The organism is Streptomyces zaomyceticus, assembly GCF_014656215.1.
Lineage (GTDB): Bacteria > Actinomycetota > Actinomycetes > Streptomycetales > Streptomycetaceae > Streptomyces > Streptomyces zaomyceticus.
The window spans coordinates 69,807-90,095 of sequence record NZ_BNBZ01000019.1 but is presented as its reverse complement, the minus strand read 5'-3'; the positions used below and the strand labels follow the sequence as shown (position 1 = coordinate 90,095).

Genomic DNA, 20,289 nt, shown 5'->3' with positions numbered 1-20,289 from the left:
GGGACCGGGGGCGGTTTCGACGGAGCCCGTGGGGCCGGCGGGGCCGGTGCCGAGGACGGTTCTTCCACAGGTCGGACGCCGTTCTCCCCTTCGGACCCGGACGCCGACCCCCTCTCGCCCTCCGGCCCGGCCGCCGCGGACGGGCCCCGCACGCCCGGTGCGGACGGCTCCGCCGATACGGCACACCACCGGGCCGTCGAGCCCGGCTCGGCGTGGTTCGGTACGGGCCCCTCGGGCGGGCGAGGTACCACCGCGTCCACCGGCCCGGGCACCGGCACCGGACACGGTGGCGGACTCGGTGGCGGGGAGACGGGTCTCGGGGCTGCGGATACGGGCCCCGGCAGCACGGATCCGGGGACCGGCAGCGCGGGGACGGGTCCCGGCAGCGCCGGGCGAGGGTCCGGTGTCCCCGGGGCCGGCTCCGCTCCCGGGTCCGCCGCACACCGGCGCCCCACGACGCCGCCCCGCACGGGCGGGCCCCGCACGTTCGCCGAGCGGTACCCCTCCCACATCCCGCTGCCCCCGACCGCCCCGCGCCCCGCCCCGGTGCGCGGGACGTTCCGGCCGCTGACGATCCGGACCGCGCGGGACGCGGTCGCCGCGGCGGCCGGGTACCTGCGCTGGCTGGGGTTCCGGGACGTCGTGCAGCCCGAGGAGCGCCCCGCGTCCGGGGTGGATCTGCGGGCTCCGGGTCTTGTCGCACAGGTCGACCCCAGCACCCGGCCCACCGGTTTGCGGGCCGTCGAGTGCCTGTGGCTGAACGGATTGAGCACCTCCGCGGTGAGCGTGTTCTTCTCGCTCGCCGGCTACACCCCTGAGGCCCGCTCGCGGGCCGCCGAGATCGGGCTCCCGCTCTTCGTCCTCGACCTGACCGGCACCCCGCAGCCGGTGAACACCGCCGCCGACGACCTGGCCTCGGGCGGCGCCTGAGGCACGGGGCGGCACGTCGGAGGGCGCCGGGGCCCGGAACCGTACCGCACACAACACCTCGGCATCCGAATCCGGCCATTCACGCGTGACGATCACGCTCCTCCGGGCACAACACCTTCGGGGGGTGGGCGTCATGCCGACAGGGATGTGGTGGTTCATCGGTGCGGCCTGCGGACAACTACTGTTCGCCGCCGTGCTGTTGCGAACCCGCAGCGAGGAAAGCGAAGAGACGGACCCGGACGGCGTGCCGCAGCCGCAGGCCCTGGCGCTGCTGCGGGGCGGGCGGCGGGCGGCCGTGACCGTGGCGCTCGTGGCGCTGCATCAGCGGGGCGCCGTCGCCGCGGGCCGCAAACATACGATTCGGGCCAACGGCGGACCGGGCCGCACCCGGGACCCCGTGCAGCTGGGAGTGCACGGGGCGCTGCACCGGGCCTTCGCGCTGCGCGACCTCACACTGCGCCCCGAGGCACGGCGGGCGGTGGACGCGCTGCGCGGGGACCTGCGCGGCGCGGGACTTCTGCGGCCGCCCGCACGGTGGTGGGCGGCCAGGGCGCTGCTGGGGTGCGTACCGCTGACGGTGGCGGTGGGGGCGTACGTGACGGGGGCGTCGGGTGCGGGGCTGGCGGGGACGCTGGCGGTGGGCGCCGTTCCGGTGCTCGTGGCGGTGGCGCTGCTGCGGCTGCCACCGGCCACGCGGACGGCGCGGCGGCTGCTCTCGGGGCTGCGGGAGCGGTACCCGCTGCCGGCGCATCGGCGCGAGGTGACGGACGGCCGGCTGGTCCAGCTGTACGTGGCGCTGTACGGCGATCCGGCGCTCGCCCTGTTCCTGCCCCGGTTCTCGCGGGACGGCGGGCTGCTGGACCGGCCGGGCGAGGTGGATCCGAACCGGCCGCCGCAGGAACGTGGTCCGGTGACGGGCGACGGCGCGGGGTGAGGCCGCGCCATACTGTCGTATGCGCATCAGAGCGGCCGCTCCGGCCGAACTCCCGCTGCTCCAGGACATCGAACGGGCGGCGGGCGAGCCGTTCCGCACGCTCGGCATGGCGGCGATCGCCGACGACGATCCGCTGCCGCTGGACGTCCTGGAGTCCTATCGCTGTGCGGGCCGGGCGTGGGTGGCGGTGGACGCCGCCGACCGCCCGGTCGCGTATCTGCTCACCGACACGGTCGACGGTGCCGCCCACATCGAGCAGGTCTCGGTGCATCCGGACGCCGCGCGCCGGGGCGTCGGCCGGGCGCTGATCGAGCATCTGGCGGCGTCGGCCGGGGAGCAGGGCCTGGCGGCGCTGACCCTGACGACGTTCACCGAGGTGCCGTGGAACGCCCCGTACTACGCGCGGCTCGGCTTCCGCCCGCTCACCGACTCCGACCCGGCGCTCACGGAGGGGCTGCGGGCGATCAGCCGCGCGGAGGCCGACCACGGCCTCTCGGTCTGGCCGCGGGTCTGCATGCGCCGGGAGGTGGGCGCCCCGTAGGGGCACCCGCGCCGCCCGGCGGGAACCGGAGGGGACGACTCAGCCCTGGTCCCCGTACCGCTGCCGCAGTTCCACCTTCCGCACCTTCCCGCTCACCGTCATCGGGAACTCCGCGAGGATCTCCACCCTGCGCGGGATCTTGTAGTGGGCGAGCCGGTCGCGGCAGAAGGCGGTGATGTCCTCCAGGGTGGGCGGGGCGGCCGGGTCGCGGGGGATGACGCAGGCCAGGATCTCCTCGCCGTAGCGTTCGTCGGGCACACCCACGACCTGGACGTCGGCGATGCCGGGGTGACCGTAGAGGAACTCCTCGATCTCGCGCGGGTACACGTTCTCCCCGCCCCTGATGATCATGTCCTTGATGCGGCCGACGATCTGGACGTAGCCGTCGTCCCGCATCACGGCCAGGTCGCCGGTGTGCATCCAGCGGCCGGCGTCGATCGCCTCCGCGGTCTTCTCCGGCTCGTCCCAGTAGCCGAGCATGACGCTGTAGCCGCGGGTGCACAGCTCTCCCGCCGTGCCGCGCCCGACGGTCAGCCCGGTCGCCGGGTCGACGACCTTCACCTCGACGTGCGGCATGACCCGTCCGACCGTGCCGGTCCGGCGCTCCAGGTCGTCGTCGCGGCGGGTCTGGGTGGAGACGGGAGAGGTCTCGGTCATGCCGTAACAGATCGACACCTCGGCCATGTTCATCTCGGCGACGACCCGCTTCATCACCTCCACCGGGCAGGGGGAGCCGGCCATGATGCCGGTGCGCAGGCTCGTCAGGTCGTAGGTGGCGAAGTCGGGAAGGTTGAGCTCCGCGATGAACATCGTCGGCACCCCGTAGAGCGAGGTGCAGCGCTCCTCCTGCACCGCCCTGAGCGTGGCCGCCGGGTCGAAGGAGGGCGCGGGGATCACCATGCAGGCGCCGTGCGAGGTGGCGGCCAGGTTTCCCATGACCATGCCGAAACAGTGGTAGAAGGGCACCGGGATGCAGATCCGGTCCTGCTCGGAGTAGGCGATCATCTCGCCCACGAAATAGCCGTTGTTGAGGATGTTGTGGTGGGAGAGGGTGGCCCCCTTGGGGAAGCCCGTCGTGCCCGAGGTGTACTGGATGTTGACGGGTTCGTCGCAGGAGAGCGGTTCGGGGCGCAGCTCGCCGGGCGTGCGGGCGAGGAACGCGTCCCAGCCCGGGTCCCCGAAGTAGACCGCCTCCCTCAAGTCAGGGCAGTCGTAACGGACTTGCTCGACCATCGCCCGGTAGTCGCTCGTCTTGTGGGCGAGCGAGGCGAAGAGCAGGGTGATCCCCGCCTGGTTGAGCACATACGCCAACTCGTGTGCGCGGTAGGCCGGGTTGATGTTCACCATGACGGCGCCGATGCGGGCGGTGGCGTACTGGACGAGGACCCACTCGGCGCAGTTGACCGCCCAGATGCCGACCCGGTCGCCCTTGCGGACCCCGCTGCCGAGCAGGGAACCGGCCAGCCGGTCGACGTCCGCGCCGAATCGGGCGTACGTCCAGCGCCGTCCGGTGGCAACGTCGACGAGCGCCTCGCGCTCGGGCCAGGCGGCGACGGCCCGGTCCAGGTTGGCGCCGATGGTGTCGCCGAGGAGGGCTGTGGCGGACACTCCGTGGGCGTACGAGATCTCCGTGGTCGCGTTCATGCGAGGTCCCCCTCCGTGTACTCCGTGCCGCCGCCCTCGGCGGTGAGCCGGCGCAGCTCCACCCGCCGGATCTTGCCCGACACCGTCTTGGGCAGCTCGGCGAACTCGATCCGCCGGACCCGCTTGTACGGGGCGAGGACCGCGCGCGAGTGGGCGAAGAGGAGCTTCGCCGTCTCCTCGCCGGGCTCCCAGCCCGCCGCGAGGACCACGTACGCCTTGGGGACGGCGAGCCGCAGCGGGTCGGGGGCCGGGACGACGGCCGCCTCGGCGACGGCCTCGTGCTCCAGGAGGGCGCTCTCCAGCTCGAAGGGGCTGATCTTGTAGTCGGAGGCCTTGAAGACGTCGTCGGCGCGCCCGATGTAGGTGAGGTACCCGTCCGCGTCCCGGGAGCCGATGTCGCCGGTGCGGTAGTAGCCGCCCGCCATCGCCTCCGCCGTGCGCTCGGGATCGCCGTGGTAGCCGGTCATCAGGCCCACCGGGTGGGTGGACAGGTCGAGACAGATCTCGCCCTCCTCCACGTCCGGCGTGCCGCTCACCGGGTCGACCAGGGTGACCCGGAAGCCGGGGCTCGGGCGCCCCATGGAGCCTTCCTTGAGCCGCTGACCGGGGCTGTTGGAGACCTGGACGGCGGTCTCGGTCTGGCCGAACCCGTCCCTGACCGTGACGCCCCAGGCGCGCCGCACCGACTCGATGACCTCGGGGTTGAGCGGTTCTCCGGCGGCGACCACCTCGCGCGGCGGGGTCTTCAGACGGGTCAGATCCGCCTGGATCAGCATCCGCCACACCGTCGGCGGGGCACAGAAGCCGGTGACGCCGTTCCGCTCCATCTCGTCCATCAGCCGGGCCGGGTCGAAGCGCGTGTAGTTGTGGATGAAGACGGTGGCCTCCGCGTTCCACGGGGCGAAGAGGTTGGACCAGGCGTGCTTGGCCCAGCCGGGCGAGGAGATGTTGAGGTGTACGTCACCGGGCTTGAGACCGATCCAGTACATCGTCGAGAGGTGCCCGACCGGGTACGAGGTGTGGGTCTGCTCGACGAGCTTGGGCCGGGCGGTCGTCCCGGAGGTGAAGTACAGCATCAGGGTGTCGTCGGCGAGCGTGACGCCCTCGGGCTCGAACACCTCCGACTCGCCGCGGGAGAGCTCGTACCCCAGCCAGCCCACTCCGTCGCCGCCGACCGCGATCCGGGTGTACTCCCCGGGGACGTCGTCGAACTTGCCGGTGTCCTCGGCGCGCACGATCACATGGCGGGCGTGGCCCCGGTCGACGCGGTCGCGCAGATCGGCGGGGCCGAGGAGCGGGGTGGCGGGGATGACGACGGCGCGCAGCTTCATCGCGGCGAGCACGGTCTCCCAGAGCTCGACCTGGTTGCCGAGCATCAGGATGATCCGGTCGCCCGGGCGCACGCCCTGGGACCGCAGCCAGTTCGCGACACGGTTCGAGCGGGCGGACATCTCGGCGAAGGACACCTTCGTCTCGGAGCCGTCCTCCTCGACGAGGTGGAGCGCCGTCCGGTCGTTGCCCTCGGCGATGACGTCGAACCATTCGAGCGCCCAGTTGAACCGGTCGGACCGGGGCCAGGCGAAGCCCTCGTAGGCCGTCTCGTAGTCCTCGCGATGCTGGAGCAGGAAGTCCCGGGCGGCCCGGAACCTCTCCGTCGCGCTGGTCGCGCTCGTCGCCGTCATACGTCCTCCTCGTTGCGGGACCGGTCCCGGACATCGTGTAATCAGTGACCCAGGTCTCACTACCCCCGTTCGGGGGTGAAGGCGGCAAGGATCCGTGGCGGGATCGACGAGAACCTCCCGGCGCGCGGTCGGCGAGAACCTCCCGGCGCGAGATCGGCCGGGAGAACGGCCGGAGATCGGCGGGAGAACGGCCGGAGCCTTCCGGCACGAGGGCGGCGAAGGAGGACACGGTGCGCGAGCAGGGCGAATCGGTGGAGCTGCGCGGCGCGCTGCTGCGGCTGCGGCGCACCACCGGCCTTCCGGTCGTGTTCGGCGGACTGCTGCACGAAGGGCGCGGGCTGCGGATCGGTGAACTGAACGGCGCCGTGACCCCGGCCCTCCACGGCCTCGCGATCTCGGCCGGCTCCGGCCTGGGCGGAAAGTGCCTGGCCCTGGCCCGGCCGTGCGCGGTGACCGACTACCCCTCGGCCCAGCACATCACCCACGAGTACGACCGCCCGGTCTCGGCGGAGGGGCTGCGCTCGGTGATCGCGGTACCGGTGGTCGTACGGCGGAAGGTGCGCGGAGTGCTGTACGGGGCACTGCGCGACGCCCTGCCGATCGGCGAGCGGATCTTCGACGCGGCGGTCGCGGCGGCCCGTGACGTCGAGCAGGCCCTGGCCGTACGGGAAGAGGTCCAGCAGCTCCTGACGCCGACGCCCTCGGGACCGTCCTGGGAGGAGGTCCGCCAGGCGTACGGGGAGCTGCGCGAACTGGCGCCCCGGGTCGCGGACCCGGAGCTGCGCGCACGGCTGCTCGCGGTCTGCGGCCGCCTGGAATCGGCCTCCGGCACCTCGGCCCCCGCCCCGGGGGTGACCCTGACCCCCCGGGAGACGGACGTCCTGGCGGCGGTCGCGTCCGGGGCGACGAACGCGACGGCGGCGGCGCGCCTCGGTCTGCGCCCCGAGACGGTGAAGGGCTATCTGCGCTCGGCGATGCGGAAGCTGGGCGCGCACACCCGTCTGGAGGCGGTGGTCGCGGCACGACGGGCGGGGGCGCTGCCGTAGCGGGCCGGGGCGCTCAGGACGCGGGCGCGCCGATCTCGATGTCGTACGGGGTGTCCGGCGAGGTCATGAGCCGGAGGGTCCGCTCGGCCTCCGCGGTGAGGGCGGCGCGCTGGGCGCGTGTCACGTGCCCGAAGGGCTCGACGGTGAGCCTGGTGCGGTCCTTCTGCTCGTCGAGCTGCCAGAGCCCGGCGAGGAAGCCGTCGAGCAGGAAGACGCGGTGGGCCTGGTTGCCGGTCCAGGTGCGGCCCCGGTGCTCGGTGGGCACGACGCGGGAGCGGTCGGCGTGCGACAGCAGGAGGTTGTCGAACTCGGGCAGGAGACGCGGCGGGGCCGGGGTGTCCTCGTCGGGGCGGGGCGCGTCGGGCAGGTCGAAGAGCTCGGTGCCGGCCTCGTCCTGGAAGACCAGGAGCCGGGACCGCAGCCGTTCGAAGGCGGGGCGGAGCCGGGTGAGGCCGCACCAGGTCTGCATGTCCTTGACGGAGGCGGGGCCGAAGGCGCCGAGGTAGCGCAGTACGGTCTCGTCGAGATCGGCGGCCTCCCGCTCCTGACCGGGGAACCATACGTCTGTGGTGGTGAGCGCGACCTGTCCGCTGCGGCCCCAGAGACCGCGGGGGGTGACCTGCACCATCACGAGCAGACAGCGGGCGGCGATGCCGAGCGACTGGGGGTCGGCGTCGGGCCACTCGCTCGAAAGGTGCTCGCGCAGCTCCTTCGGGGTGCGGGGCCGCTCCTCGACGAACGCGGTGGCGAGCGCGACGAGCCGGTCGAGGTCGACGCCGTCGAGCCCCTTGCGGAACATCTTGAGCTCCCGGTCGACGGCCCCGGCCTGGACGAGGCGGCGCAGGGCGTCGGCGTCACCGGCGGTGTGGGTGTGCACGGTGGAGCGCAGGGAGACGATCCGCGCGACCCGGCGGGACTCCATGAGCTCGGACAGGTCCTCGGGCCGGAAGCCGTCGAGGCGGGCGGCCAGGGCGTAGTACGGCGGCTTGGTGTTCTGCGCCTGGAGTCCGAGGAGGTGGCCGACGGCCTCCGTGACACCCATCGGGGAGGGCCGCAGGAGCAGCTGGCGGTCGAGGGTGGCACGGTTCAGGGCGCGGGGACCGAGCACGGGGTGGGTCGTCTTGAGGGCCATGAAAGGCACGCTACTCGGGCTTGCGGACAGATATGGTCCGCAAGGCCCGGAAGAGGCGTACGACGCACGGGGCGGAGCCCGCGCTGCAACCATTCACCCCATATATCCTGCCGTGGAACGCCCGCGACCCCGCAGACCACCGCCTCGCCCCACCGTCCACCACCCACCACCCCACGCTCGACCGCCCACGCCCCGCCCCACCGCCCAGCGTCCCGCCGGAGACCGAGGAGGCATGCGAGATGTCCGACCGACGCCCGCGCGCGGGGTGGCGCCGCCCTCCGGCCGAGCAGCCCGCGGCCACGCCCCCGGAACCGCCGGCCGAACCGCCGGCGGAGCGACCGGGTGTGGTGCAGGCCGGCCTGTACCGGGACGGCCGCCGGGTCTCGTCCCCCACGACACTCGCGGAGACGTTCCGGCAGCTGCGCGAGCATCCGGACGGCATGGCGTGGATCGGCCTCCAGCGGCCGACCGAGGAGGAACTCCACTCCCTGGCAGCGGAGTTCGACCTCCATGAGCTCGCCGTGGAGGACGCGATGGAGGCCCACCAGCGCCCGAAGCTGGAGAGATACGGCGACACCCTCTTCGTGGTCCTGCGGGCCGCCCGCTATCTGGACGCGCAGGAGGAGGTCGACTTCGGCGAACTCCATGTCTTCGTCGGCCCGGACTTCCTGATCACGGTCCGCCACGGAGCCGCCCCGGACCTGTCCACGGTCCGCCGCCGCATGGAGAAGGACCCCGAACTCCTCGCCCTGGGACCGGAAGCGGTCCTCTACGCGATCCTCGACGCGGTGGTCGACGGCTACGCCCCGGTGGTGGCGGGCGTCCAGAACGACATCGACGAGATCGAGACGGAGGTCTTCGGCGGCGACCCGGCGGTCTCCCGCCGCATCTACGAACTCTCCCGGGAAATGGTCGAGTTCCAGCGCGCGACCCGCCCCCTGGTGGGCATGCTCCACGGCCTGATGGCCGGCTTCGCGAAGTACGGCACGGACGAGGAACTCCAGCGCTACCTCCGCGACGTGGCCGACCACGTCACCCACACCAGCGAACGAGTGGACGGCTTCCGCCAGGCACTCGCGGACATCCTGACGGTCAACGCGACCCTGGTCACGCAACAACAGAACGCGGAGATGCGGGCGTTGGCAGAGGCGGGCTTCGAACAGAACGAGGAGATCAAGAAGATCTCCTCGTGGGCGGCAATCTTGTTTGCACCCACACTCGTGGGAACCATCTACGGCATGAACTTCGACAACATGCCGGAGCTGCACTGGGCGGGAGGCTATCCCTTCGCGGTGGTGCTGATGGCGGTGGTCTGCACGAGTCTGTACGTGGTCTTCAAGAAGCGGGACTGGCTGTAGCAGAACCGGACGCCGCCCACGCTCTCAGGACGACGTACACACCGGCTCAGAGCGACGCCTCGACTCCGAGGCTTCCGGCGCCGATGGCTCCCCTCAGCACGTGGGCGATCTCCTCGGGCTTGAGGTCGATGCCGTCGAGCCCCTCCAAGGTCAGTGGGACCTCCTCCAGCACGTATTCGCCGCGGCCCTCGGCACTGAACTCGGGGCCGGTGCGGTCGTCGAAGGACCAGGTCGCGATGCGGGCGAGGTAGAAGAGCTGGCGCTCGTCGTCGGTCTCCGTCGTGTGGAGGAGGCGGATGATGTCCGCCTTTCCCGCGATCTCCTCATGGATCTCCCGGTGGAGGGCGGCCTCCCGGGACGCGTCACTGGGTTCGACACCGCCGCCGGGCAGGACCCAGTACTCGGGGATGCCGGGCTTGGTTCGGCGGATGACCAGCATCGTGTCGTCGGCGGTGACGAGGACGGCGCGGACTCGCTCGATCATTTCGGTTCGTCTCCTTGCTTGTTGACGGTCTCATTGGAGCAGCCGGCCGCCGTCGACGCGGACGGACCACCCCGTGATGAACGAGGCGGAGGGGCCCACGAGGAGCGCCACCAGGGCCGCGACGTCCTCGGGCCGGTCACGGCGCGGGACGCGCCGGTCCGATGGGGGTCGACCGGCGCGTCGTCGGCGGGTCGGCGCCGTAGGGGGCGGTCATCCCACGATGGGGCGGACCACGGCGGTCCGCCGCTGCTCCCGCTCCCGACAGCCGATGGGAAGCCGCCCGTGCTGGACGCCCTGGGAATCACCGCGCCGCAGGAACAGCTCTACGAGGCCCTCCTGCGCCGGCCGGAACAGACGGCGGCCGCGCCGGCCGAGGCGAGCGGGCAGCCGCCCACGGCCGTACGGCGCAACCTCCAGGAGCTGCAGGGCCATGGACTGGTGGTCAGGACCCCCCACCCGGCCCTCGACTTTCCGCCCCGCGCCAGCGGACCTGGCGATCTCGGTCCTGGCGAGCAGCCTCCGCCAACGCACCGACGAGCCAAGCCGGCCGCCGCCGATCTCACCGACCTGTGGCAGCAGGGCCGCATCGAGTCCGAGGCGCGCTTCGCAGGCCCCTCACGGTCGCGTGGCCTTCGGCCGGCTCGTCGTTCGTATCGCGTCCCTGATCAGGTCGGCGACCCGGGTGGGCTCGGAGAGGACGACGGCGTGGGAGGCGTCCGGGAGTTCGACGACGGCGGCGGTCGCCCGTGCGGCGCCGAACCGTTGAACCTCGGGGTCTATCATGCGGTCCGCCCCGGCCACCAGGGCCCAGGACGGCTTGGTGCGCCACGCCGCGGCGGACGCCTTCTCGGTGAAGGCGGCTGTGGCGAGCGGGCGTTGGGACGCTGCCAGGGCGCCGGCGACGTCCTGGGGGAGGTCCGCCGCGAAGACGGAGGGAAAGGCGGCCTCCTCGATCGTGACCTCGACCGCCGAGTCGCCGTCGGGGAGCGGGTACGTCCACTCCTTCAGACGGCCCGTCGACGAGGCCCCGGGGAAGCCCTCTTGGAACTGGGCGAGGCTTTCGCTCTCGTCGGGCACGTAGGCGGCCACGTAGACGAGTGCGACGACGTTCTCCGCGGTGCCGGCCACGGTGATCGGCGCACCGCCGTAGTCGTGGCCGACGAGTACGACCGGGCCGTCGAGCTGCGCCAGGACGGAGGCGAGGTAGGCGGCGTCCGCTGTCAGGCCCCTCAGCGGGTTCGACGGAGCGATCACCGGGACACCGCTGCTCCGCAGTTCCGAGATGACTCCTATCCAGCCCGTCGCGTCGGCGAAGGCCCCGTGCACGAGGACGACGGTGGGATCGGTCATGCGAGTTCTCTTCTCGGTGTCGGGCCGCGTGTGGGGGGCGTCGTCACGACGGCCGGGGCGGACCGGGATTCGGCCGGAGGTCCGTGCGACGGTTGCTCACGGTAGGGCCGTGGCACCGGCGCCCCTTGTACGTGTACGCATCCGCGCTGTCATGGCGGCGCACACGCGGCTCAGCGTCTCGGCCCGTCCTGGGCGTCGGGAGCGGTCGGTGCGACGGCCGAGGTCGCCAGCGCCTGCCATTCGCTGGGGCTCATGCCGTAGGCCCCGCGGAACGTACGGCTGAAGTGCGAGGGGCTGCTGAAGCCCCATCGGTGGGCCACCGCCGCCATGGTGATTCTCCGGCGGGAGCGGCCCAGTTCGAGCCTGCAGAACTCGAGTCTGCGCCGACGCACCCACTGGCTCACCGTGCTGCGGTCGTTCTGGAAGAGCTTCTGCAGGTACCGGACGGAGATGTGGTGGGCGCGCGCGATCGACTCCGGTGAGAGGTCCGGGTCCATCAGGTGCTCCTCGATGTAGGCGTGGATGCGGGGCAGCATCTCGTGGACGGTCCCGGAGGCGTCGTCGGCCTCGTCCGTCGTGTCCGCTTCGAGGAGCTCCATGACCAGGACGGAGAGCAGGTGCACGGCCGTCCGGGCGCGCCGGTCCCCGATCGCGGACCGGCGGGACTCCGTCGTGGCGGCGAGCGCGGTCAGGAAGTCGGACACCAGCGCCCCGATCCCCTCGCCGCCGCGTACGGGTACGCCGAGCACCTGGTTCAGTTCCGGCTCCGTGACGCCCAGATACCAGCGGGGCACCCGGAAGAAGATCATCCGGCAGTCCTCGCCGAACTGCAGCAGGTGCCGTCGGGACGCGTCGCAGAAGACCAGGTCGTTGGGCTCCAGCAGGATCTGGGCGCGCTTGTGGACGACGGTGACGCGCCCATGGACGTGGACGCCGAGGTAGACGTGGTTCCGGTCGTTCGTGTCCGGCATCCCGGAGAGCATCTGGACCAGCCGCCCCGGGCGGGAGGAGGGCGGCGTCGGATCGGACGCCTGCCGGGGCACCCGTACGGGTGCACATGACGTCGGTGTGAGGGGCATGGGGATTCCTGGGTATAGGCGCGTGCGGGCGGAAGGCGGATTCACGCCGCGTTCGCCGGCTCCTCGGCCAGGAACTTCTCCACCACGGCGTTGAAGGCGGGTGGGTTCTCCAGGAAGGGGAAGTGCGAGTTCGCCACGTCGGAGGGGAAGACGTGCAGGCGTGCGCCGGGAATCCGCTCGGCGACGAAGCGCTGCGAATCGGGGTGCACATGGCTTCCCTCGCAGCCGATCACCAGGGTCGGCACGTCGATCCGGGGAAGCACGTCGCGCCAGTCCTGGGCACAGTGGTCGAACAGCAGCCGTACGCCGGCGTGGGCGGGTGTCGACCTGATCTCCTCGTCGACGAAGGCCAGCACCTCGGGGTCGGGCTCGCCGGAGAACATGCCGCGCACGAACTCGGCGCGGACCGTGTCGCCCTCCGGTCCCGAGAGGGCCGCGCCCAGGTACAGCAGCCCCGACACATCGAAGATGGCGCCGGAGTCCCGCTGTTCCCGCTCGGTCGTCCAGGGCACGGCGGCGACCGCCGCGGGCTGGTCGACGGCGACGAAGCGCCGGATCCGTCCGGTCCCGTACTGGTCGATGAAGCTCCACCACACCGAGACGCCCATGGACCAGCCCAGTGCGTCGAAGCGGTCGAGACCGAGATGGTCGACGAGTTCGAGCACGTCGCGCGAGAGCCGCGCGACGCGGTGGCCGTGCTGCGGCCTGCCGGACTTCCCGTGGCCGCGGAGGTCGACGGTGACGATGCGACGACCGGGCGCCAACCCCTCGACCTGATGGCGGAACATCGCCTGCGTCTGCCCCCAGCCGTGCAACATCACCAGGGGGACGCCCTCGCCGCCGGTGTCCTGGTACGCGAGCCGCGCGCCGTCCGTCGTGATCAGTTGTTCCATGACCTCTCCCCTGGTCAGAGGCGGTATGTCGATCCCCGCCCGTCCCGAACATCATCGAATGGGGCCCGCCGCCCGCACCACCGCGAGCTGTAGGAATCGGGCCGTGGATCCTCCTCGCTCTGTCGAAGCGGGCAGGAGGTCAGGCGGCTCCGTCGACGCCGGGGGCGAGGAGTTCCTCGACCCTGAGGCCGAGGTGGAGCGTGAGCCGGTGGGCGCCGTCGTCGAGGTCGAGTCCGGTGATCTCCTGGATCCGGCGCAGGCGGTAGTAGAGCGAGGTGCGGTGGATTCCGAGCGTGTCCGCGGTCCGGGGAATCGATCCCGCGTGTTCGAGGAAGCAGCGCAGGGTGTCCCGCAGGCGGTCGCCGCCGTGCGACCCGGTCAGGGTGCGGAGCGGCTTCGGGACGAGGGACGTGTTCAGGGCGCGATCGGGGAGCTGGAGCAGCACCGCGAGTTCCCCGAGGAGTTCCCAGTCGCCGGCGCCCCTCAGGGCGGGCAGTCGGCGTGCCGCGCGCGCCGCCACGAGCGCCTGCTCGTACGACGTCCGTGCCTCGTCCAGGCCGGGGTGGCGGCCACCGACGCCGATCACGGGGGCCGCCGACGGGCCCAGGAAGGTGTGGAGTTCGTCCAGGATGCGAGCGGACTGCGCGGTGACCTCGTCCTGGCCGGGTGGACGGTCGCGCAGCTGGAGAAGTGTCGCCCGCTCCTGGCCGATCGCGATGAGGCCCTGTGCCGAACGCGTCTGCCGGAACCCCTCGAGCGCCCCCCACAGGGCCGCCTCTGACTGTCGCACGAGCTCGGTCGCGCAGCTCAGCCGGACGACGGTGACCAGGACGTGCTCGGCCGCTCCGAGCAGTCCGAGTTCCCTGCCTCGCCGGCGTGCGGTGGTACGGGCGGCGTCGTCGGTGCCGACGAGTTCGAGGACGAGGTCCCGCTCGTCGGACTTCCGGGTGTCGGTGGCGATGTGCTCCGCGTACATCTGGGCGGCCATGGCGTCCGCGGCCCGGGCGACGGCGCGCGTCTCGTGCTCCTCGAGCCTCTTCTCGGGCACGACCACCAGGAGGAGTCCGAGGAGGTGCCCGCGTACGCGCAGGGGCACGATGTATCGGGGCAGCAGTCCGAGGTCGTCACGGCCGTCGAGGAATCCGGCTCCGGACCACCGGGTCACGCCCTGGGCCAGGACGTAGCGGATGCTCGCGTTGTCGGCGCGGCCCTGCAGCAGGGTGCCGATGCGGACCGGGTCCTCGTCGCCGAAGTGGCGGCTCGTACAGACCATGCGGACCAGCGGGTCGTCGACGGCGACGGACCGGCCGAGCCGCTCCGCGAGCTCGTCGACAAGTGCCTGGAGCTCGGGGCTGCCGGGGCGGGCTCGCTGGAGCCTTGCGGTCATGCGCTGTTCCTCTCTCGACCGACGGTGCCCCGCGGATCTCCACTCCGCGGCGCTTGATCATTCTGAGGAAGCGACGACGCCGGCACATCGCGCGAATCGTCCATTGCCAGGACGCCCGCGCGGGATACGAAGCGACTACTCTCCGCTGTCGCGGTCCTTCACCAGCCGACTCAGTTCCCCGCGCGAGGTGATGTCCAGCTTGGTGAAGGCCCGGCGCAGGTGCGAACTCACCGTGTGCGGGGAGAGGGAGAGGTGTGCGGCCACCTGCTGGTTGGTCAGCCCTCGCGCCACCAGGCGCGCCACGCGCAGCTCGGCGGCCGTCAGCTCGGGCCATGTGTCGGAGAGTCCGGGCGTCGAGGGCCGGCGGCGGACACCGGCCGCCCGCAGGCGCCGGCGGACACGTGCGACGTCCCGTTCGGCGCCCGCTCGCGCGTAGAGCGCGAGGGCCGTGTCGAAGTACGGCACCGCTTCGGACGTACGCGTGGCCGCCAGCTTGCGTCCGGCGTCCTCCAGGGCCGACGCCCGGGCCAGGGGCCGAGGGCAGTCCTCGTACAGCCGGACGGCGCGTACGAGAGGGGCGAGGTCGTTGTCGAGGAGCCCCCGGGCGTGTGCGGCGGTGGCGGCGAGGAAGGTGAGGTCGGGGTTGAGCACGGCCAGTCGCTCGGCCAGGGCCACGGCCTGTGCGGCCCGTTCGGGTGCGCCGGCACGCAGCGCCAGGCGGACGAGGACGGGTGCGTCGGCCGGGTCGACCAGACCGGCGTAGGCCGGCCGGTCCGCGGCGGGCGACGTCATCACCTCGTCGAGTTCGGCCATGGCACGGTCGGGCCGGCCTTCGGAGTCGGCCATCAGGGCCAGCATCCAGGCGCCGAACTGACGGACGACGGGCGCGCCGTCGCTGCGCATGCGCCTCGCCTCCGCCGCGTACGCCCGCGCGGTCCGCCGGTCGTCGGTGTGGAGGGCGACGCGCATCATCACGTACCGGAGCGTGACGTCGGCGAGGTTGCCCGGGCCTGGATCGGCGGCCGTCGCGGACGCGGCTTCGGCGTCTGCCCTGGCCTCCGTCAGCCGTCCGGCCTCCAGGAGTATGCGGGAGCGGGTCATGAGCCACATGCGGGTTGCGGTGGTCCGGCCCTGCTCCCCGGTGATCCGGATGCCCTCCTCCGTGGCGGCGAGCGCCTCCGCCGAGCGTCCGGTGGTGTTCGACAGGAGGGCGTGCCACAGGGCCTCCGGAACCCACAGCGAGGTGCTGACTCCCAGGGCGTCGGCCAGCGCGGCGGACCGCTCGGCCTGCCGGAACGCCTCGGCCAGGTCCATGCGGTGGAAGCTCACGGCCGAACGGACCGTCGTCAGCGTGGCCTCGGCGGAGCGGTCCCCCGCCGCCGCCGCGGTCTCCCACGCCTCCGCGGCGACCCGCTCGGCCGCCGTGTGCTCGCCCGACATCGACAGGCCGACGGCGAGCACGGCGAGCAGCCGCCCCCTCACACCGTCGGGGATCCCGGGCAGTGCCGCCCCGGCGCGGGCCTGCCGGACCGCCTCGGAGAAGTCGAACGGTGCGGCGAGGCGGGCCAGGGCGAGGCGTATGCGCGCCTCGTCCTCGGGTCCGAGACCGCCGGTCGCCAGGGCGGAGGCGCCCAGCTCACGGGCCTGGGCGGCGTGGCCCGTCTGCCAGAGCAGCGGGATCGTCTCCGCGATGACCCGCGGCCGCTCGGGAGCGTCCGCCGCGGTGAGTTCCAGGGCTCTGAGGCTGCGTTCCGCGGCGGGTCCGGGAGCGGTGACCGCGAGTTCCGCCGCGGCGGTGCGCAGCCGGTCGGCCTCGGTCGCGTCCCGCGGCCGCGCGCTGCCGTCCTCCGCGTCTGTCGGTGCCTTCCCGGCCCACGGTCCGGGACGCCGTACGGGGGCGGCCGCGCTCCCCGGCGCCGGCTCGGCCGCTTGACCGCGCAGGGCCCGGCGCAGGGGCAGGGGAAGGCCTGCTTCCACCGCCTCGCGGACCAGGTCGTGGCGGAAGGCGAGCCGATCGCCGCTCTCGGTGAGCAGATCGGCGTCGAGGGATTCCCGTACCGCTGTGATGAGCGCCGCCGAGGACCTGCCGAGGAGTTCGCCCAGCAGCGCGACGGTGACCGGGCCGCCCGCGGCGGCCGCCGTCTGCACCAGCTCCCTTGCCTCGTCGGACAGTTGGTCGAGGCGGCGTGCCACGGCGGGGAGTTCGCGCGGGGCCGGGGGTCCGGCCGGCAGCCCGGCCGTGCCGTTCACGATCACCACCGCCTCCCGCAGCGAGTCGAGCAGCTCGACCAGCAGCTGTGGCACCCCCTCGGCGCGGTGGGCGAGACGGAGGACGTCGGGGCCGGGAGGGGCGCCCAGTACGTCCTCGGTGATCCGTGCGGTCGCCCGGTCGTCCAGCGCTCCCAGGGCCAGCTCGTGCGCGCCCGCCTGCCGGATCCTGTCCAGGGTGGTGCGCACTCCCGACGGCACGCTGCCGCCGCGCACGGCGACCAGCCACAGGATGGCATGCGAGGAGAGTCCGGCCGCGAGGGTGTTGAAGGTGAGAAGGGTCAGGTCGTCGCACCACTGGAGGTCGTCGAGGACGACGAGCAGGGGGCCGTTCCGGGCCGTCTCCCGCAGGCGGTCCCCCAGTTCCTGGAGCAGCCAGAAGCGCTGGCCGGGCGTCGTGGCGAGGTCCTTGAGGCGGCCGGCGCCCGACAGCGGTTCCTCTCCGGAGAGCAGACCGTCGAGGAGCGGGCCGAGCGGCACGAACTGTGCGTCGGGGTCCGCCGCTCCCTCGAACACCCTGGTCCCGCGCCGCCTCGCGGCTGCCGCGGCCTCCGCGAGGATCCTGGACCTGCCGATGCCGACGGGGCCCTCGACGCGGATGATCCCGCCTTCGCCCCGGTCGAGCGCGTCGAGCCGCGCCTCGATGAAAGCCAGTTCGGCGTCCCTGCCGCGGAGGGGCGTGCGGGCACCGTCGGGGTCCTCGGGCACGGTGCTTGTCGTCACTCGGTTCACGCTCATACGGCGGATCAGTATGAACCATGTGAACCACCCCGCCGTCGCCCGGGCCGGGGGCCCGTCTCAGTCGAAGCGCAGGTCGGCGATCTGCCGTTCGAGGACGGTGACGTCGTCCGTGGTCTCCTCCGCGACCGGGCGCGCCGCCATCAGCGCGGCGAGCTCGACGCCCGCCCGGCGGACGCGGCCGGGCAGGCCGTCGGTGTACTCGTCGCCGCTCGAGCCCCAGTCCTCGGAGGCCGCGAACACGGCGGTGGGGACGACGACGGCGCGGAGATGGGCGAAGAGGGGGCGCACGGCGTGGTCGAGGACCAGGGAGTGGCGCGCGGTGCCGCCCGTCGCAGCGATCAGGACCGGCTTCCCGGAGAGGGTGTCCGGATCGATCACGTCGAAGAAGGACTTGAAGAGACCGCTGTAGGAGGCCGCGAACACGGGAGTCACGACGATCAGGCCGTCGGCCGTCGTCACCGCGTCGATCGCGGCGCCGAGTCGCGGCGGTGGGAATCCGGTCACGAGGTGCTTGGCGATGTCACCGGCCAGTTCGCGCAGTTCCACGACCTCGGCCGATGGCGGGTGCCCCCGGGCGGCGAGTTCGTCTCGGGCCGCCTCGGCAAGCCGGTCCGCGAGCAGGCGGGTGGAGGAGGGGGTGCTCAGCCCCGCGGAGACGACGACGGTCTTCATACGGCGGACACCTCCCGGGCGGCTCGGAGGGACGCGTGAGTGGGGGCCTCCGGCACGTCGGCCGGACGGCCCACGGCGAATTCCCTCCGCAGTACGGGCACGACCTCTTCGCCGAGGATGTCGAGCTGTTCGAGGACGGTCTTCAGGGGCAGGCCCGCGTGGTCCATGAGGAACAGCTGGCGCTGGTAGTCGCCGACGGTCTCCCGGAACGACAGGGTCCGCTCGATGACCTGCTGGGGGGAGCCCACCGTCAGCGGGGTCTGCTCGGTGAACTCCTCGAGCGACGGGCCGTGTCCGTACACGGGCGCGTTGTCGAAGTAGGGCCGGAACTCGCGTACGGCGTCCTGGGAATTCCCGCGCATGAAGACCTGCCCGCCGAGGCCGACGACGGCGTCCTCCGGCCGCCCGTGGCCGTGGTGTGCGAACCGGCGCCGGTAGAGCTGCACCATGCGCCTGGTGTGGTCGGCGGGCCAGAAGATGTTGTTGTGGAAGAAGCCGTCGCCGTGGAAGGCGGCCTGCTCCGCGATCTCGGGCGACCTGATGGACCCGTGCCAGACGAAGGGCGGCACACCGTCGAGGGGACGCGGTGTCGAGGTGAAGGCCTGGAGCGGGGTACGGAAGGTGCCCTCCCAGTCCACGACGTCCTCGCGCCACAGCCGGCGCAGCAGCGCGTAGTTCTCCCTGGCGAGGTCGATGCCCCGGCGGATGTCCTGTCCGAACCACGGGTAGACCGGACCGGTGTTGCCGCGCCCCAGCATGAGGTCGACCCGGCCGTCGGCCAGGTGCTGGAGCATCGCGTAGTCCTCGGCGATCTTCACCGGGTCGTTGGTGGTGATCAGCGTCGTGGACGTGGAGAGGATCAGTTTCTCGGTGCGGGCGGCGATGTGGCCGAGCACGGTCGTCGGCGACGAGGGCACGAACGGCGGGTTGTGGTGCTCGCCGATCGCGAAGACGTCCAGGCCGACCTCCTCGGCCTTGAGCGCGATGGCGACCATCGCCTTGATGCGCTCGTGTTCGGTCGGAGTGCGACCGGTGGTGGGGTCGGGGGTCACGTCCCCGACGGTGAAGATGCCGAACTGCATGGGGTGTCCGCTCTCCTGGGCTCGTCCGGTTCCCGGGCCGGGGAACCGGGGCCGGGTGACGCCGGGGGCTCCGGCGTCACCCGGCGGGTCAACGGTGCGGCGTCACTTCGCCAGGAAGGCGAGGAGGGCGGCGTTGACCTCCTCGGCGTGGGTCCACAGCAGACCGTGCGGGGCGCCCTCGACCTCGACGTAGTCGGCCGACGGGAGCGCCTTGTGGAAGGGCCGCGCGGTGCCCTCGGCCGGCAGGATGCGGTCGGCGGTGCCGTGCAGGATCAGGGCCGGGACGTCGACGGCGGGGATGTCGGCGCGGAAGTCGGTGTACCAGGTCGCCGGCGCGGCGGACGCGGCGAAGGAGCCGCCGCGGGCCGCGGTGTCCCAGCTGTGGCGGACGGCCTCCTCGCTGATGCGGCTGCCCAGGTTCTCGTCGAGGTTGTAGAAGTCGTTGAAGAAGGCCGTGTAGTAGGCGTAGCGGTCGGCCTTGACGGCGGCGACGACGCCGTCGAAGAACTCCTTCGGGGCGACGCCGTCCGGGTTGTCGTCGCTCTTGAGCAGGCAGGGCTCGAGGGAGGCCAGGAAGGCGACCTTGGCGACCCGGCCGGAGCCGTACGTGGACACGTAGCGGGCTACCTCGCCGGTGCCCATGGAGAAGCCGACCAGGACGGCGTCGTTCAGGTCGAGCGTCTCCATCACGGTGTTCAGGTCGGCCGCGAAGGTGTCGTAGTCGTAGCCGGTGGCCGGCTGCGAGGACTGGCCGAAACCGCGGCGGTCGTATGTGATCACGCGGTGGCCGGCGTCGAGCAGTGCGGCGCTCTGGCGTTCCCAGGAGCGGCCGTCGAGCGGGAAGCCGTGGATGAGGACGACGGGCTGCCCGGCCCCCTGGTCCTCGAAGTACAGCTCGACGGGGTTGGTGTTCTCCTGGCCCACGGTGATGTACGGCATGGGGTTGCTTCCTCGCTTCGGGGTGGCTGGTCCGCGCGTCGGGGCGGCGCGGTACTCCCGTCACGCTAGGACCGGCTCCGCACCCCGTGTTGTCGTCGCGCGCACCGCACCTTGCACGGGGGCGCAG

The 20,289-nt window shown here is 72.5% G+C and carries 17 protein-coding genes and 1 pseudogene; 5 read left to right on the top strand and 13 right to left on the bottom strand.

What is annotated here, in order from left to right; genetic code table 11:
* Positions 1-426: 426 nt before the first annotated feature.
* The 3 genes and pseudogenes from IE311_RS23675 to IE311_RS23665 form a co-directional block, all read left to right on the top strand.
* A pseudogene (locus IE311_RS23675) lies at positions 427-930 on the top strand (hypothetical protein); the annotation flags it as partial.
* A 133-nt stretch (positions 931-1,063) separates the two neighbouring features.
* A complete protein-coding gene (locus IE311_RS23670; protein ID WP_189833794.1) occupies positions 1,064-1,864 on the top strand; it encodes a TIGR04222 domain-containing membrane protein in 801 nt (266 codons plus the stop codon).
* 19 nt (positions 1,865-1,883) lie between these two features.
* A complete protein-coding gene (locus tag IE311_RS23665; RefSeq protein ID WP_189833793.1) occupies positions 1,884-2,405 on the top strand; it encodes a GNAT family N-acetyltransferase in 522 nt (173 codons plus the stop codon).
* 39 nt (positions 2,406-2,444) lie between these two features.
* Here IE311_RS23665 and IE311_RS23660 read toward each other — a convergent pair whose 3' ends face one another.
* A complete protein-coding gene (locus tag IE311_RS23660; protein ID WP_189833792.1) occupies positions 2,445-4,049 on the bottom strand; it encodes an AMP-binding protein in 1,605 nt (534 codons plus the stop codon).
* A complete protein-coding gene (locus IE311_RS23655; protein WP_189833791.1) occupies positions 4,046-5,731 on the bottom strand; it encodes an AMP-binding protein in 1,686 nt (561 codons plus the stop codon). The genes IE311_RS23660 and IE311_RS23655 overlap by 4 nt, the downstream gene beginning before the upstream one ends.
* 230 nt (positions 5,732-5,961) lie before the next feature.
* Here IE311_RS23655 and IE311_RS23650 point away from each other — a divergent pair, with 230 nt between their 5' ends.
* Positions 5,962-6,777: a helix-turn-helix transcriptional regulator gene (locus IE311_RS23650; RefSeq protein WP_189833790.1), complete on the top strand. Its 816-nt coding sequence runs from the start codon at positions 5,962-5,964 to the stop codon at positions 6,775-6,777.
* A 13-nt stretch (positions 6,778-6,790) separates the two neighbouring features.
* Here the strand turns inward: IE311_RS23650 and IE311_RS23645 are convergent, their stop codons facing one another.
* Positions 6,791-7,909: a winged helix DNA-binding domain-containing protein gene (locus IE311_RS23645; protein ID WP_189833789.1), complete on the bottom strand. Its 1,119-nt coding sequence runs from the start codon at positions 7,907-7,909 to the stop codon at positions 6,791-6,793.
* 239 nt (positions 7,910-8,148) lie between these two features.
* Between IE311_RS23645 and IE311_RS23640 the strand changes: the two genes are divergently transcribed.
* On the top strand, positions 8,149-9,267 hold the full coding sequence (locus tag IE311_RS23640) for a magnesium and cobalt transport protein CorA (protein ID WP_189833788.1): 1,119 nt from the start codon (positions 8,149-8,151) through the stop codon (positions 9,265-9,267).
* Between the two features lie 46 nt (positions 9,268-9,313).
* Here IE311_RS23640 and IE311_RS23635 read toward each other — a convergent pair whose 3' ends face one another.
* The 10 genes from IE311_RS23635 to IE311_RS23590 form a co-directional block, all read right to left on the bottom strand.
* Complete coding sequence (locus IE311_RS23635) at positions 9,314-9,751, bottom strand: NUDIX hydrolase (RefSeq protein ID WP_189833787.1); 438 nt, start codon at positions 9,749-9,751, stop codon at positions 9,314-9,316.
* A 210-nt stretch (positions 9,752-9,961) separates the two neighbouring features.
* Positions 9,962-10,183 carry a hypothetical protein gene (locus IE311_RS23630; RefSeq protein WP_189833786.1) on the bottom strand — a complete coding sequence of 74 codons (222 nt, stop codon included), beginning with the start codon at positions 10,181-10,183 and terminating at the stop codon, positions 9,962-9,964.
* A gap of 183 nt (positions 10,184-10,366) precedes the next feature.
* Complete coding sequence (locus IE311_RS23625) at positions 10,367-11,101, bottom strand: alpha/beta fold hydrolase (RefSeq protein WP_189833785.1); 735 nt, start codon at positions 11,099-11,101, stop codon at positions 10,367-10,369.
* 170 nt (positions 11,102-11,271) lie between these two features.
* Positions 11,272-12,072 carry a helix-turn-helix domain-containing protein gene (locus IE311_RS23620; RefSeq protein ID WP_229902105.1) on the bottom strand — a complete coding sequence of 267 codons (801 nt, stop codon included), beginning with the start codon at positions 12,070-12,072 and terminating at the stop codon, positions 11,272-11,274.
* Between the two features lie 149 nt (positions 12,073-12,221).
* Positions 12,222-13,073, bottom strand: a complete 852-nt coding sequence (locus IE311_RS23615) for an alpha/beta fold hydrolase (protein WP_189833783.1) — start codon at positions 13,071-13,073, stop codon at positions 12,222-12,224.
* Positions 13,074-13,212: 139 nt separating this feature from the next.
* The gene (locus IE311_RS23610; protein ID WP_189833782.1) at positions 13,213-14,460 is read right to left on the bottom strand and encodes a PucR family transcriptional regulator; all 1,248 of its coding nucleotides are present in this window, start codon (positions 14,458-14,460) and stop codon (positions 13,213-13,215) included.
* A 135-nt stretch (positions 14,461-14,595) separates the two neighbouring features.
* Positions 14,596-17,451: a helix-turn-helix transcriptional regulator gene (locus IE311_RS23605; RefSeq protein WP_308439825.1), complete on the bottom strand. Its 2,856-nt coding sequence runs from the start codon at positions 17,449-17,451 to the stop codon at positions 14,596-14,598.
* A 75-nt stretch (positions 17,452-17,526) separates the two neighbouring features.
* Positions 17,527-18,141 (bottom strand): FMN reductase, encoded by a 615-nt coding sequence (locus tag IE311_RS23600; RefSeq protein ID WP_189833780.1) that lies wholly within the window; start codon positions 18,139-18,141, stop codon positions 17,527-17,529.
* Positions 18,138-19,223, bottom strand: a complete 1,086-nt coding sequence (locus tag IE311_RS23595; RefSeq protein WP_189833779.1) for an LLM class flavin-dependent oxidoreductase — start codon at positions 19,221-19,223, stop codon at positions 18,138-18,140. The genes IE311_RS23600 and IE311_RS23595 overlap by 4 nt, the downstream gene beginning before the upstream one ends.
* 102 nt (positions 19,224-19,325) lie before the next feature.
* Positions 19,326-20,162: an alpha/beta fold hydrolase gene (locus IE311_RS23590; protein WP_189833778.1), complete on the bottom strand. Its 837-nt coding sequence runs from the start codon at positions 20,160-20,162 to the stop codon at positions 19,326-19,328.
* Between the last annotated feature and the right edge of the window lie 127 nt (positions 20,163-20,289).